The sequence below is a fragment of the Thauera sp. WH-1 genome, assembly GCF_047806685.1.
In the GTDB taxonomy this organism is placed as follows: domain Bacteria; phylum Pseudomonadota; class Gammaproteobacteria; order Burkholderiales; family Rhodocyclaceae; genus Thauera.
In genome coordinates this window covers 79,357-93,172 of sequence record NZ_JBLQGP010000014.1, presented here as the reverse complement: position 1 = coordinate 93,172, position 13,816 = coordinate 79,357, and the positions used below count along the sequence as shown (strand labels likewise).

12 protein-coding genes are annotated in these 13,816 nt (G+C 67.6%); all 12 read right to left on the bottom strand.

Annotated elements, in window-relative coordinates; genetic code table 11:
- Positions 1 to 380: 380 nt before the first annotated feature.
- Complete coding sequence (locus ACMV5O_RS14380) at positions 381 to 959, bottom strand: methylenetetrahydrofolate reductase (protein WP_416164093.1); 579 nt, start codon at positions 957 to 959, stop codon at positions 381 to 383.
- Between the two features lie 67 nt (positions 960 to 1,026).
- Positions 1,027 to 2,487 carry a sodium:solute symporter family protein gene (locus ACMV5O_RS14375; protein ID WP_416164092.1) on the bottom strand — a complete coding sequence of 487 codons (1,461 nt, stop codon included), beginning with the start codon at positions 2,485 to 2,487 and terminating at the stop codon, positions 1,027 to 1,029.
- Positions 2,488 to 2,885: 398 nt separating this feature from the next.
- On the bottom strand, positions 2,886 to 3,656 hold the full coding sequence (locus ACMV5O_RS14370) for a creatininase (RefSeq protein ID WP_324543320.1): 771 nt from the start codon (positions 3,654 to 3,656) through the stop codon (positions 2,886 to 2,888).
- 150 nt (positions 3,657 to 3,806) lie between these two features.
- The gene (locus ACMV5O_RS14365; RefSeq protein WP_416164091.1) at positions 3,807 to 5,051 is read right to left on the bottom strand and encodes a M24 family metallopeptidase; all 1,245 of its coding nucleotides are present in this window, start codon (positions 5,049 to 5,051) and stop codon (positions 3,807 to 3,809) included.
- Positions 5,052 to 5,306: 255 nt separating this feature from the next.
- On the bottom strand, positions 5,307 to 6,413 hold the full coding sequence (locus ACMV5O_RS14360; RefSeq protein ID WP_416164090.1) for a GlxA family transcriptional regulator: 1,107 nt from the start codon (positions 6,411 to 6,413) through the stop codon (positions 5,307 to 5,309).
- 76 nt (positions 6,414 to 6,489) lie between these two features.
- Positions 6,490 to 7,353: a formyltetrahydrofolate deformylase gene (gene purU / locus ACMV5O_RS14355; RefSeq protein WP_416164089.1), complete on the bottom strand. Its 864-nt coding sequence runs from the start codon at positions 7,351 to 7,353 to the stop codon at positions 6,490 to 6,492.
- A 145-nt stretch (positions 7,354 to 7,498) separates the two neighbouring features.
- Positions 7,499 to 8,386: a DMT family transporter gene (locus ACMV5O_RS14350; protein ID WP_416164088.1), complete on the bottom strand. Its 888-nt coding sequence runs from the start codon at positions 8,384 to 8,386 to the stop codon at positions 7,499 to 7,501.
- Positions 8,387 to 8,461: 75 nt separating this feature from the next.
- On the bottom strand, positions 8,462 to 9,343 hold the full coding sequence (locus ACMV5O_RS14345; protein ID WP_416164087.1) for a DUF6279 family lipoprotein: 882 nt from the start codon (positions 9,341 to 9,343) through the stop codon (positions 8,462 to 8,464).
- Positions 9,344 to 9,365: 22 nt separating this feature from the next.
- Positions 9,366 to 10,157, bottom strand: coding sequence for a YhcB family protein (locus ACMV5O_RS14340; protein ID WP_416164086.1), 792 nt, complete (start codon positions 10,155 to 10,157; stop codon positions 9,366 to 9,368).
- 25 nt (positions 10,158 to 10,182) lie between these two features.
- Positions 10,183 to 11,217 (bottom strand): FAD:protein FMN transferase, encoded by a 1,035-nt coding sequence (locus ACMV5O_RS14335; protein ID WP_416164085.1) that lies wholly within the window; start codon positions 11,215 to 11,217, stop codon positions 10,183 to 10,185.
- Positions 11,218 to 11,285: 68 nt separating this feature from the next.
- Positions 11,286 to 12,242 (bottom strand): glutathione synthase, encoded by a 957-nt coding sequence (gene gshB, locus ACMV5O_RS14330; RefSeq protein WP_416164084.1) that lies wholly within the window; start codon positions 12,240 to 12,242, stop codon positions 11,286 to 11,288.
- The gene (gene gshA / locus ACMV5O_RS14325) at positions 12,239 to 13,537 is read right to left on the bottom strand and encodes a glutamate--cysteine ligase (RefSeq protein WP_416164083.1); all 1,299 of its coding nucleotides are present in this window, start codon (positions 13,535 to 13,537) and stop codon (positions 12,239 to 12,241) included. The genes gshB and gshA overlap by 4 nt, the downstream gene beginning before the upstream one ends.
- Positions 13,538 to 13,816 lie beyond the last annotated feature (279 nt).

The following is a 13,816-nucleotide window of genomic DNA, read 5'->3' as shown; positions in this document are numbered from 1 at the left end:
GGCGCGGCAAACCCCTTCCTTGCTGCAAGAGGTGGTGCTCCGAACATCGGTCGCCGCACCGGATTCACCCCTCTTATCCGCACATCAATCAATGTTTGCGAGCCCAGTATGCGAAGCTTCCAACCTCGCCAATTGGCTGTTATCGCCACATCCTGTCGCGTTATCGACATGGTTTTCCTGCAGGGCGCCACGCAGCCAGGGGGCTGGATCCGCGCCCCGCGAAGGCGGGCCGCTCGCGGCGCAGGCGCGAGCAGGCCCTGTCCGCGCGCCAGGGCAGCGCAGATGGAAACCGCATCGATTCAGCGATGATTACGACCTTGACGAGCTCGCGGGCAAACCAGGGGGCACCGCAGCCCCTGCGCCGACGCGTCGTTCAGGGCTTAGCCGGCCGGATCCGGCAGTGCTCGGTGCGTCTGCGCCACGGCGGCGCGGGCACACGCGGCTTGGGGTAAGCCCAGCGCACGCCAGATCTCGCCCACGCGCTCGCCCTCGTTCAGGCTGAAGAAGTGCAGCCCGGGCACGCCCATGCCGAGTAGCCGCTCGCACAGTCGCACCACCACCTCCACGCCGAAGGCGTGAATCGAGGCGCTATCGTCGCCGAAGCCTTCCATGCGACGGCGGATCCAGCGCGGGATCTCGATGCCACGCGCCTCGGAGAACTGCACCAGACGGGAGAAGCGACCGATCGGCATCACGCCCGGCACGACCGGGGCCCGGATCCCTGCGGCCGTGCATCGATCCAGGAAGTCGTCGTAGGCGTCGGGATTGAAGAAGTACTGCGTGATCGCAGCATCGGCCCCCGCATCGATCTTGGCCTTGAACTGGGCCAGATCCGCGTCGCACGACCCCGCCAGCCGTCTCGGAGGGATAGACTTCGGCGCTGAATTGAAGGATAGGCTTCGCCATGAGATCACCGGGAAGGTAGTGGAATGATGCTGGGCCGCGCGTGGCGGACGCATATGCTCGCGCCCGCCACGGTGTTGTACATCCTGGACAGCTCGCATCCTCTGATCGTCACCCGGCGCTTCAGGCGCGCCGGATCATGGACCGCGTGCGGACCGGCCCTCTGGTGATCAAGGACACGGCAACGTAGCAGGCCGACGAGGCCAGGCAACCGATCAGCGGCCCTTCCACCCAACCCAGGTCGGTCAGCGTCAGCAGTCCGGCGCTGGTGCAGAAACCGACCAGCATCGCCGTCAGCGCCCCGGCGACGTTGCCCTGCCAGAAGGTCGAGATGAACACCGGACCGATCATGGCTGCCAGCAGCGTGCCCGAGCCGAGGATGCCCAGCCAGGACAGCATGAAGGGCGGGGCGTACATCATCATCAGCAGGCCCAGCAGGCCCAGCACCACCACGGCCAGGCGGTTGATCGCCAGCGCCTGCGGCGAATCGTGCTGCGCGCCCTTGAACAGTGCCAGGCGCAGGTCGTGCGAGGTGGCCGAGGCCACGGTGTGCAGCATCGAGTTGGCGGTGGATTTCATCGCGAAGATGATGAACAGCGTGATCAACCCCTGCACCGCCGGATGCATGAAGGTCTGCAGATACATCGGCATCGCCTGATCGGCATCGGCGAGCGCCGGGCCGTAGGCGCGCATGTACAGGCCGACGATCGGGATCAGGCTCAGCAGGCCGCCCATCACCGCCACATACACCCCCACCCGGTACATCCGCACCTCCGCCCGGAAGGCGAGGAAACGCACCGCCATGTAGGGCAGCACGGCCGCGAACAGGAAGGCGTAGGGCAGCACGTAGAACACCGACACCTTGCTCTCGCCATAGGGCGCGGCCGTCTCGGGGTTGAGCAGGGACGGGTTGATGGCGTCGAGCCGGGCGGCCCAGTCGCCGACATCGACGCTGAAGAACATCTGCCCGGTGATCACCAGCGCCCCCAGGACCATGCCGCACACCATCACGGTGTCGGTCCAGGCCACCGCCGCCAGCCCGCCCCACATCGTGTAGATGATGATGATCGAGATCATCAGCCAGGCGCTGGTGGTCATGTCGATGCCGAGCCAGGACGCACCCAGCATGCCGACGGCCTTGATCTGGCTGACGAGGAAGACCATCAGCAGCACGATGGTGATGAGCCCGGCCACGCCTTGCAGCAGACGGCCGCCCTCGCCGCCCCCATGGATCTGCGCGATGTATTCGGGGATGGTGTTGCTGCCCATCGTCAGTGCGCGCTTGCGCATCGAGTTGGCGAAGAACAGCACCGCGATCATCATCGCCGGGGCGAAGAAGAAGTTGCCCAGCACTTCGATCGCGCCGTACTCGTAGGCCACGCCGGGCGAGCCCATGAAGCCCCAACCGCTGAAACCGGTCGCCACGATCGTGCTGGCACCGACGAAGGGCCCGAGGCTGCGCCCGGCCAGTAGGAAGCCACCCTCGTCGCTGTCGCTGACCTTGCGCGAGGACAGCGCGCCGATGCCGATCATCACGGCGAAGGCGAGGATCATCAGACCCCAGTTAAGCATGGTGTAGTCCATGGCTCACCTCCGCCCTTGACGACGCAGGCGGGCGGACCGCACCCAGGCCGTGCCGAAGGCGACGGCCAGCATCACCACATTGAGCAGAACGAATAAATCGATCACCCAGGAATTCATGTCTGTCTCCTCATCATTTTTGGGTTCGGCGAAGGTTTGTCCTTCTGCCGACCGGCCTGATGCCCGCCGCCGCCAAGGGAGGGAGTGCGGCGACGGGCCCGGCGCAAAAGCTCCCGCAATCGGGAGCCAACCTCGATCAATCGGTGTTCCGGGTTCTGTTCTCCTGCATACCCTCCAGGGCTGAGGCAGCGGACAGCCGCGACGCGATGCCGCTGCGGGAGAAGATGAATGGGGGACGCGCGCCGGCGTGACACCGCCGGCGCAAGGCCCCTTCGACGGGATCAGTCGAAGGCGGTGGCCAGTTCGCGGCTGATGCCGTCGACGCAGACCTTCAGCAAGGTTTCGCCGTGCGCGGCCGAGGCCCGCTTCGCCGACGACAGGCAGCCGGAAGCGGGCGTCCATTCCGGCTTGATCGGGAAGAAGTCGTAAGGCGGGAACTGTGCCGGCGCGTGGTCGCAGACCTTCTCCATGTCGACCAGCTGCGGATGCAGGTGCAGCATCAGCGAGGTCTCGAGCACGCCGCCATGCTCCACCGCCCAGCCCGGGAAGTCGCCCTCGTAGATGGCGTCGATCGCCTCCTGGGTGACGAAATCCCAGTAGGAAAGGACCACCGTGGAGAAATCCCGGATGCCCTCCCAGCGCAGCTCGCGCTGGGCGAGATCCACCCCTTCGACGATGAAGGCGGAGTTCTCGTAATGGCCATTGACGAGCACGGTCTTGCGCACGCCGTGGCGGGCAAGCTCTTTCAGCACATCCTTGATCGTCGAGGTCACGGTGAGACCGTCCAGGCTCGTCGTGCCCGGCATGTGGTTGCCGCCGCCACTCTTTTGCTGCGACTTGTAGCCGTAGGCGATGGGCGGCGCCACCAGCGCACCGATGCGCTCGGCGACGCGCGCGGAAATGGCGGTGGGCAGCAGCACGTCCGGGTTCATCGACATGTGTGGGCCATGCTGCTCGAGCGCACCGACGGGAATGAGCACCGGCGTCCTGCCGTCACGGACCTTCTCGTCGTAGACCGGCCAGCTCAGCTCGGAAATGTGCACGCTGTTCATAAGTTCCTCTCCAGTTTGGCAGGGCGCGCAGCCTATCCAACTCGCCACGCCGCCGCCAGCTCACTTGCACGTCACAGGCCAGATGCTTCACCGGCCGCCCGGGCAAGGCCTTGACCGGCCTCCCCGGGCGGCGGCGTGCGTCCCTCGCGCTCAGCGCTTGATGATGTTGTGCGCCGGGCCGTACTTGAAGCCGGTGATGTTCTCGGCACCGTTCTCGGTCACCACCAGGATGTCGTGCTCGCGGTAGCCGCCGGCACCCGGCATGCCTTCGGGCAGCATGATCATCGGCTCGATCGACACCACCATGCCCGGCTCGAGCACGGTGTCGATGTCCTCGCGGAACTCGAGGCCGGCTTCACGCCCGTAGTAGTGCGACAGCACGCCGAAGGAGTGGCCGTAGCCGAAGGTGCGGTACTGCAGCAGGCCGTGCTCGGCGAAGATCTCGTTGAGTTGCGCGGCGACGTCGCAGCAGCGGATGCCCGGCTTCACCAGCGCCAGACCGGCCTCGTGCACCTTGACGTTGACTTCCCACAGCTTCAGCGAAGCGTCGTCGCAGTGGTCGTAGAACATCGTGCGCTCGAGCGCGGTGTAGTAGCCCGAGATCATCGAGAAGCAGTTCAGCGACAGGATGTCGCCCTTCTGCACCTTGCGCGTGGTCACCGGGTTGTGCGCACCGTCGGTGTTGATGCCCGACTGGAACCAGGTCCAGGTGTCCATCAGCTCCGAATCCGGGAAGCGCTTGGCGATCTCGCGGATCATCGCCTGGGTCGAGGCCAGCGCCACTTCGTGCTCGGACACGCCTTCATGCACCGCCGCGGCCAGCGCCGCGCCACCGACGTCGCACACCTGGGCGCCGTGCTTGATGAGGGCGATCTCCTCGGCCGACTTGATCATGCGCATGCGCATCGTGCCAGCGCCGATGTCGACGATCTGGGCGTTGGGCAGCGCGGCCTTGAGCTTCTCCAGGCGCTCGACCGGGATGTGGTCGAACTCGACGCCGACGCGACCCTTGTTGGGGATCTCCTGCTGCACGGCGCGGAAGTAGTTGTCACGGCGCCAGTCGGTGTAGACCACGTTGTAGTCGCCGAAGGTGCGGCGCCACGGCTGGCCGCCGTCGATGTTGGCGCTGATCGACACCACCTTGTCCTGCGTCACGACCAGGCCGTAGGGGCGGCCGAAGGAGCAGTACAGGAAGTCGCTGTAGTAGTTGATGTTGTGCATCGACGTGAACAACACGGCGTCGATGCTGTTGGCCGCCATGTAAGCGCGCAGCTTGGACTGACGGTTGATGTATTCCTGATCGGAGAAGGTGTGCTTCACCTTCTCGCCGTTCTCGATGCGCAGCAGGTCCTTCATTTCGGTCATGGACTTGATGTCGCCAGCCAGATTCGTCATGTCTTCGCTCCTTGGTGTCGCAGATGGGTCGGGTTGCACGGTTACCGTTTGCGCTCAGGCATAAGTAACGTGGATCCAATGATAAGAAGCGCTGACAGAACCTGGTTTCCGCCTGCCGACGGGGGTTTGCGTGAAAACGACTTTGTCGGAAACAGGCAAATTCCGGCGTCGAAAAGCGGACAACGGAAAACGGAAAGCGACCGCCCACAGCAGGCGGCGACATCGTGGCCTTGATTGCGAGGTGACGAGGAAGGCTCAGGCGCCCGTATCGGGAGCGTCGTCGGCCCCGCCGCCAGGCGCCGGCTCCGCAGAGGCGCGGGCGTCGGCGGTCAGGTTGGCGAAACGCTCGCCCTCCGCAGCGTGGCGGCGACGGTCGGCGCTCGGCGAAATGCCGAAACCGGCGTGATAGCGATGAGAGAAGTGGGCAAAGGAGACGAAACCGCAGGCCATCACGATGTCGGCAATCGGGCGGTTGGTGCGGGTCAGCAACTGGCGGGCCCGCTCCAGGCGCAGCTGCAGGTAGTACTGGCGCGGCGTGCATTGCAGCGTTTCGCGGAACAGGCGCTCGAGCTGGCGAGCGGAGAACTGCATGTGGGTCGCAATCTCCTCCATCGACAGCGGTTCCTCGATGTTGCACTCCATCAGCTTGATCGCTTCGACCAGCTTGGGGTGCGAGCTCGCGGCCACGTCGCGCAAGGCGGTCTTCTGGCGCTCGTCCGGCCCGCGGCGCTCGTAGATCATCAGCTCGGCCACCGCCGAGGCGATCTTGTGCCCGCCGCTGCCCAGCCCGATCAGGTGGATCATCATCTCGACCGGCGCGATGCCGCCACTGCAGGAGGCGCGATTGCGGTCCACCTCGTACAGCTTGGACGACACCACCAGGCGCGGGAAGCGGTCGAGCAAGGCATCCATGTCTTCCCAGTGGATCGTGCACCGATGGCCGTCGAGCAGCCCGGCGCGCGCCAGAAAGTAGCTACCGGTATCCACGCCGCCCAGCGCGACCCCCTTGCCGGCCTGCTCGCGCAACCAGTGCAGGATCGGCTCGCTGCCCGACGGCGGCAGCGGGTTGGGGCCGATGACGAAGACGCCGTCGAGCTCCCGTGCATCGGCCGCGGCACAGTCGGGCATGACGCACACGCCCGCACTCGAGCGCACCGGCGCGCCGTCCAGCGTCAGGGTGACACACTGGTAGAGGGTGCGCCTGGCCACCATGTTGGCCAGGCGCAAGGGGTCGACCGCCGCACCGAAGCCCACCAGGGTGAAGCCCGGCACCAGCAGGAACCCAAAGCGGATGGGCGCATCGTCACCCCGCCCCGACCAATGGTTGGAAAGGGGGGCCGGGACCGGACCACTACTACTCACCTGCGTCTCCTATCGTTCGCTGCCTCCGCTCGATCTGCCGTCGGATCGCGGATGACCCATCATGAGGCGGCGGATTCTACGAGAGAACGACCGTGCGCGCACCGTTCAGGAACACCCGGCGCTCGAGGTGGAAGCGCACTGCACGCGCCAGCGCCTGGCACTCCATGTCGCGTCCCACGGACAACAGCTGCTCGGGACTGCAGGCGTGGTTCACCCGCTCGACCACCTGCTCGATGATCGGCCCCTCGTCGAGATCGGTGGTGACGTAGTGCGCGGTCGCGCCGATCAGCTTCACCCCGCGCGCGTGCGCCTGGTGATACGGCTTGGCCCCCTTGAAGCCGGGCAGGAAGGAGTGGTGGATGTTGATCGCCCGCCCCTGCAGGCGACCGCACAGGTCTTCGGACAGCACCTGCATGTAGCGCGCCAGCACGACCAGCTCGGCCCCGCTCGCGTCCACGATCTCCATCAGCTTCGCCTCCTGCGCGGGCTTGGTCGCCTCGCTGATCGGCAGGTGATGGAAGGGCAGGCCATCGGCCTCGGCCAGGAATGCCAGGTCCGGGTGGTTCGACACCACGCCGACGATGTCGATCCTGAGCTCGCCGATGCGCCAGCGATACAGCAGGTCGCGCAGGCAGTGGTCGAGCTTCGACACCATGATCAGCACCTTCGGCCGCTCGGACAGCGCGTGCATCGCCCAGTCCATGCGGAAGCGTGCCGCCACGGGCTGGAAGTCGTCGCGCAACGTTGACGGAATCGCGCGCGAGTCCGAGCCGGGCCGGAACACCGCACGCACGAAGAAGCGATCGCCGAGATCGTCGTCGAAGCAGGAAAACTCGTTGATGTAGCAGCCGTGGCTGTCCAGAAATCCCGAAATCGCCGCCACCTGCCCCGATGCGCTCGGGCAGGCGACGGTCAGCACCCAACGCTGGTCGCTTGTCATTGTCGTGTCTCCTCTCAAGGTGGTGGCGCCACCATAGGGCAACACGCCCGGCACGACTTGTCTGCAGGCGACAGCGTCTGACGCAATCTGGCAACTGCGCGCAGGACGTCGGGCGAACCCGCGCGGGTGCGGCGCAGCGCCGGACTCAGGCAGGCCGGTTCGCCACCCAGATTCCCGCACCGACCAGCAGCAGCGCGGCGAACACCGCTGGAGTGAGGGGCTCGCCGAGCAGCAGCCCGCCCGCCAGCACGCCCATCACCGGCGTCATGAAGGAGAAGGACGACAGCCGCGTCGCCGGATACTGGCGCACGAGCCAGAACCACACCAGGAAGCTGATGCCCGCCACCATCACCGTCTGGAACGCGAGACTGCCCACCACCAGCGCCCCGGGCGCGAACACACCGGGCTCGCCCAGCGCCACCGCAGCGAGCAGCAGGAGCGGCGCGGAGACACCGAGCTGGTACAGCAGGGTCTTCTCCGCCGCCGCCCGGTTCAGCACCGACGCCTTGACGGTCAGCGTCGTCGCCGCCCAGAACATCGCCGCCACGAGCATCATCAGGTCCCCGATCCAGGCCTGCCCGGCCGGCCGCAGCAGGTTCTCGCCGAACAGCACGAGCACGCCCGCAAAGGCCAGCGCCATGCCGAGCCACTGGGCCGCGCGCATCGACTCGTTCGGCAGCAGCCAGCGCGCACCGAGGGCGACGAAGAAGGGCGCGGTGTACAGAAAGATCACGCCGCGCGAGGCCGAGGTGAACTGCAGACCGTAGTAGACGAAGGCGAACTCGGCCGCAAACAGGGCGCCGGCGGCGATGCCGGGCACCAGCGTCGCATCGCGTTCGAACAGGGGAATGCGGCGCAGGCCCGTCCACGCCCACACCAGCAGTGCCGCACCCAGGGAGCGCAAGCCCGCCTGCCACAGGGGCGAGATGCCTGCGCTGGCGACCTTCACCGCGACCTGTTGCAGGCCCCAGGTCATGCACAGGATCACCATCAGGCCGATGGCAAATCGATCGAGTTCGGTCTTGGGCGGCATGGCAGGCAATCTTCAGTCGGCAGGCCGCGCATTATGCGGCATGCGCGGCGCATGCAGGACCACGCCTTGATTGGCTCAGTCCGCGTTCAGCGCGAGGCGCTCATCGCGGTCCGGCGTGGCACACGCCAGGCCCTCGAACTGCCCCGCCAGGCCGTCGATCTCGCGCAGCAGGCGCTGGCGCTGCGCCGGCGTGGCGGCGTTGAAGACATCGGCCAGCAGCACCAGCGTGCGGTCGCGGTTGTGGGCCTGCTGGGCCCGGTATTCGGGTGTGGCACCCGCCTCATCGGGCGCCATGAAGGCTGCGACCCGCTGCGCGAACAGCGCCTCGTCGGTGCGCACCTGCAGCGCATCGATGACCGCCGCCTGCCAGCGTGCGCGGCTGTCGAGCCAGGCCTGGGTGGTCGGCATCAGCGCGTCGCTCCAGGCCGCGATCAGCGTGCGCTGCTCGGCGCTGATGCGCCCGAACCAGCGCTGCAGGCGCTTTTCCATGCGCGCGATGCGCGCCTCGCGCTGGCTCGCCTCGCTGCCCCCGAGGAATTCCTTGCGTGCCTCGCGCTGACGGCGCTCGAAGGCCTGGCGCAGCTCGCCCACCTGCTCGTCGGACAGCGCCGGCAGCAGCACGCGGGCGTCGTCCTCGAGCTCGGCGCGAATCTCCTGCCACCACGCCTCGCTGCGCGCGAGGAAGGGGCTGAAGTCCTCAGCTTCGATGCGCTCGGCCGACAACACGCGCTGGGCCTCGCGCAGCGTGCTCGCGTAGTCGCCAAGGTGGCTGCGGCAATGCCAGTCCAGACGTGCAGCCAGCTGGCGGTCGAGCAGCGTGCGCTGGCCGGCATTGAGCATCACGTAGTCGCGCAGGTACCAGGGCACCAGCCAGTCGAGCTGGGAGTAGGCCATGCGCAGGCTGCAGCCACCGAGTACGAGGCTGAGGAGCAGCCCGGCGACGAAGACGCGCCGCATGGACGACACGCGCGAGCCGAGCCTAGCGGGCTTCGTCCCGCGGCGGCGGATGATGGCCGACGACCTCCTCGGCCAGCGGGTCGTCGGCTAGGGCCGGCTGGTCAGTGCGCGCCTCGGCGACCGTGGCCGGGGCGGGCGCTGCCTCGGTCGCGAGCGCCGGCTCCACGCCTGCTTGCCCGGCTTCCGCCGGTTCGGCCTCGGCCTGCCCCGCCTGTGCCATCTCCGAGACGACCCGCTCCGACGCGGCAAGCTCCGATGCGGTCGGCTCGGCCACGCTCGAGGCGATGCCCGCTTGCCCCGCTTCGGCAGCCGCCTGCGTCGGCGTCTGGTCCGCATCGTTGCCGGCGCCCACCTCGTCCCCCGCGTCGGACGTGGCCGTCGCATCCGTTTCGCGCTCACCCGTGCTGGCCACTGCCGTGCCGGCCGCGGCGGCGGCCGCGGCCAGGCCCGCGCCGGTCAGCAACTTGTTGTCAGCGTCCGCCGCAGGGTTGTTGCCGACCAGCAGGGCATCGACCCGCTGCTGGAACAGCTCGCGTGCCGAGCCCGAGGACAGCTTCTCGTAGCCCGAGGACAGATGCTCGAACAGCTCCTTGTAGGAACCCGCCATCGACACGAACAGGGTCGCGGTCTTGTCGAAATGGGTCGCAACGTCCTTGCGGTAGTCGTCGATCTCGCCCTTCTGGCGCGCGACCTCGGCCTCCAGCTCCGTGATGCGCGTCTTGCCGCCGCCGAACTGGCGGCCGACGAAGAAAGCGACGATACCCGTGATCACCACGGCAAAGATGCCGATCAGCCATGCAGTTTGTGCACTCATTCCTGCTCCCTCCCCTCTTTTTGATTCAATCAACGACCTTCGGCGCCACCGGACCGACGAACTGCAACCTCGCGCGTAGCGCGCGCGTCACCTCCACGCTGCCGTCCTCCGCGATCCGCAACGCGTGTTCGATGCCAAAACGGCGCGTATGTTCTCGCCACGCGTCGCCCGCCAGGTAGGCGGGCTTGCTCGGGGCGTCGGACAGGGTGCCGGCATTGGGCTGCGGCGTGATCAGGATGGTCAGCGACTGGGTGCCGCGCGCGGGCAGGCCGGTGCGCGGATCGAGCAGATGGGAATAGCGCTCGCCGTCGAGCTCGAAGTAACGCTGGTAGTCACCCGAGGTGCCCACCGCCTCGCCGTCGTAAAGCGGCAGGGTGGCGATCGGTGCGGGCTCGCGCGGGTGCTGGATGCCGATGCGCCAGGGCTGGTCGCCCTTGCGCCCCAGCGCCATGACATTGCCGCCGATGTTGATGAGCGCATTGGTCACGCCCTGCTCGCGCAGGAGCGCTGCCGCGCGGTCGAGGGCGTAGCCCTTGGCATAGCCGCCAAGGTCGAGCTGAACCGCGCGGTTGCGGCTTTCCACCCGCCTGCCCTCGATCACCAGGTCCGCCATGCGCGGCCGCGCCTCGAGCACGGCCCTGAGCTTGTCCGGATCGGGCCGCTGGGGCACGAAGGTGTCGGTGTGAAAGCCCCACAGCGCGACCAGCGCACCGAGCGCGGGGTCGAACAGCTCGTCGCCGATCGCGGCGATGCGCTGCGCGTCCTTGAGCATCGCCGCGAGCTCGTCCGACACCTCGGCCGCCTCGCCGCGCGCGATCGCGGCGTTGAGCGTGGTCAGCTCGGACGGCTCCCAGGCGTGGTAGGCACGATGCAGGCGGTCGAACTCGCGCAGCACGGCGGCGGACGCGGCCTCGGCCAGGGCCGCGTCGTCACCATACACGGCGATGCTGACCGGGGTGCCGAAGACGAAGGCGTCGTGGCGGAACACCTCGGCGCGCGAGCAGGCCGTGAGCAGCACGGCCGCGAGCACCAGAATCAGGAAATAGGGGACAGACCCCAATTTCCTTCGGGAAATTGGGGTCTGTCCCCTATTTCCTAGTCCCCTATTTGCCGTCATATCTCCCGCGCCTAGGCGCAAGCCTGCTCCAGCTTGTCGATGACCAGCCCCGCGACATCGAAGCCCTGCTGGGCGGCGATCTCGACCATGCAGGTAGGACTGGTGACATTGATCTCGGTAAGGTGGCCGCCGATCACGTCCAGCCCCACGATCAGCAGCCCGCGCTGCCACAGGATGGGGGCAAGGTACTCGGCGATCTCGCGCTCGCGCGCGGTGAGCGGCATGGCGACGCCGCGGCCGCCGGCGGCGAGGTTGCCGCGCGTCTCGCCGGCCTGGGGGATGCGCGCCAGCGCAAAGGGCACGACCTCGCCGCCGATGATCAGCACGCGCTTGTCGCCCTCGGCGATCTGCGCCAGGTAGCGCTGCGCCATGATCGTACGGCGGCCTTCCTCGGTGAGCGTCTCGATGATGACGTTGCGGTTGGGGTCGTCCTTGCGGACGCGGAAGATCTGGCTGCCGCCCATGCCGTCGAGCGGCTTCAGGATGACGTCGCCGAGCTCGTCGATGAAGGCGTTGAGGTCCACCGCATCGCGCGCCACCAGCGAGGTCGCCATGAACTGCGGGAACTCGGTGATCGCCAGCTTCTCGGAGTGGTCGCGGATCGCGCGCGGATTGTTGAACACCCGGGCGCCGGCCTGCATCGCGTCCTCCAGCAGCCAGGTGGCGGTGACGTACTCGAAGTCGAAGGGCGGATCCTGGCGCATCAGCACCGCATCGAAGTCCGCCAGAGACTGCGCCTGCTCTGCGCCCGCCGGCTCGAACCAGCGCGCGTCGTCGGCGAGCAGCCGGATCGGCAGCGTGCGGGCGACAACGGCGCCGTCGCGCCAGCTCAGCGCGCCGCGCTGCATCGTCCACACCGCGTGACCGCGGGCCGCGGCCGCCCGCATCATGGCGATGCTCGAATCCTTGTAGGCCTTGAGGCCGTCGAGCGGGTCGAGGATGAAGGCCAGGCGCAGGGCACGACTCATGCCGCGACCTCGTCGGCCTCGACCGGTGCGGTCTCCTCGATCTCGACCGAGGCCGCCAGCAGGGCCAGCCGCGCGACCACGCCGTACGCATAGAAACGGTTCGGCGGTGCGTCCGGCCCCTGGGCGGCGTCGGGCATGGTGCCGCTGGTGTCGAAGGCGAGCGGCTTGAAGTGCATGCCCGGCGCATTGAGGTTCTCGTCGCGGCCGCGCTCGGTGTGGACGCGGTAGAAGCCGCCCACCACGTAGTGATCCATCATGTAGACCACCGGCTCGGCGACGCCTTCCTCGACCGTCTCGAAGGTGTGCACACCCTCCTGGATGATCACCTCCTGCACCTGCAGGCCTTCCTTGACCACCGCCATCTTGTTGCGCTGGCGGCGGTTGAGGCCGACCACCTCGGAGGCGTCCTTGACCGTCATCACACCCATGCCATAGGTGCCGGCGTCGGCCTTGACCACCACGAAGGGCTGGTCGCTGACGCCGTACTCCTTGTACTTGGCGCGGATGCGGGTGAGCAGCGAATCGACCTGCGCCGCCAGGCACTCCTCGCCGGTGCGCTCCTGGAAGTTGATCTCGCCGCACACGCCGAACTCGGGGTTGATGCGCCACGGGTCGATGCCGATCTCTTCGGCGAAGGCGCGCGCGACGCGGTCATAGGCGGCGGCATGCTTCGACTTGCGGCGCGAATGCCAGCCGGCGTGCAGCGGCGGGATCAGCCACTGCTCGTCGAGCCCCCTGAGCACCTCGGGCACACCGGCCGAGAGGTCGTTGTTGAGCAGCACCGCGCAGGGGTCGAAGTTGTCGAGACCGACGCGGCTGCCACTGCGGCGCAACGGCTCCAGCGTCAGCCGAGCGCCGTTGGCGAGCTCGAGCACGGTGGGCTCGGCGATTTCGGGCAGCAGACTGCCGAGGCGCACGTCCAGCCCGGTCAGGCGCAGGATCGACACCAGCTTGGCCACGTTCTGCAGGTAGAACTGGTTGCGGGTGTGGTTCTCCGGGATCAGCAGCAGCTTGCTGGCGTCCGGGCAGATGCGCTCGATCGCCGCCTGCGCCGCCTGCACGCACAGCGGCATGAAGGCGTCGTTGAGGTTGTTGAAGCCGCCGGGAAACAGGTTGAGGTCGACCGGCGCCAGCTTGAAGCCGGAGTTGCGCAGGTCGGTCGAGCCGTAGAAGGGCGGCATGTGATCCTGCCACTGGGTGCGGAACCACTTTTCGATGTCGCAGGCGTTGTCGAGGAACTGGCGCTCGAGCTCGAGCAGGGGGCCGGTAAGTGCGGTAGTGAGGTGCGGGACCATGGTGTCTCTCGGGAGGGCCCGCCGCCGGACTGGCAGGGGCAAAAGCTTTGGCCGGAATGTTACACCAAGCCCCCCGGACACCGCCTGCGAGCCCACCGGCCGCGTCGCAAAAATGCCCCGGGGCGCGCTCCCCAGCCGCCCCGACCCGGACCGCGATCACACAGCTAGGGGCAGCACGGATGGCAAGACGGAAAAATTCGCTTACCTTTGTCGGGCGCAAACGGCACCGTACGGTGGCCGCCATCGACAAGCCGCAGTCCTGCGCCATGAAGCACACGC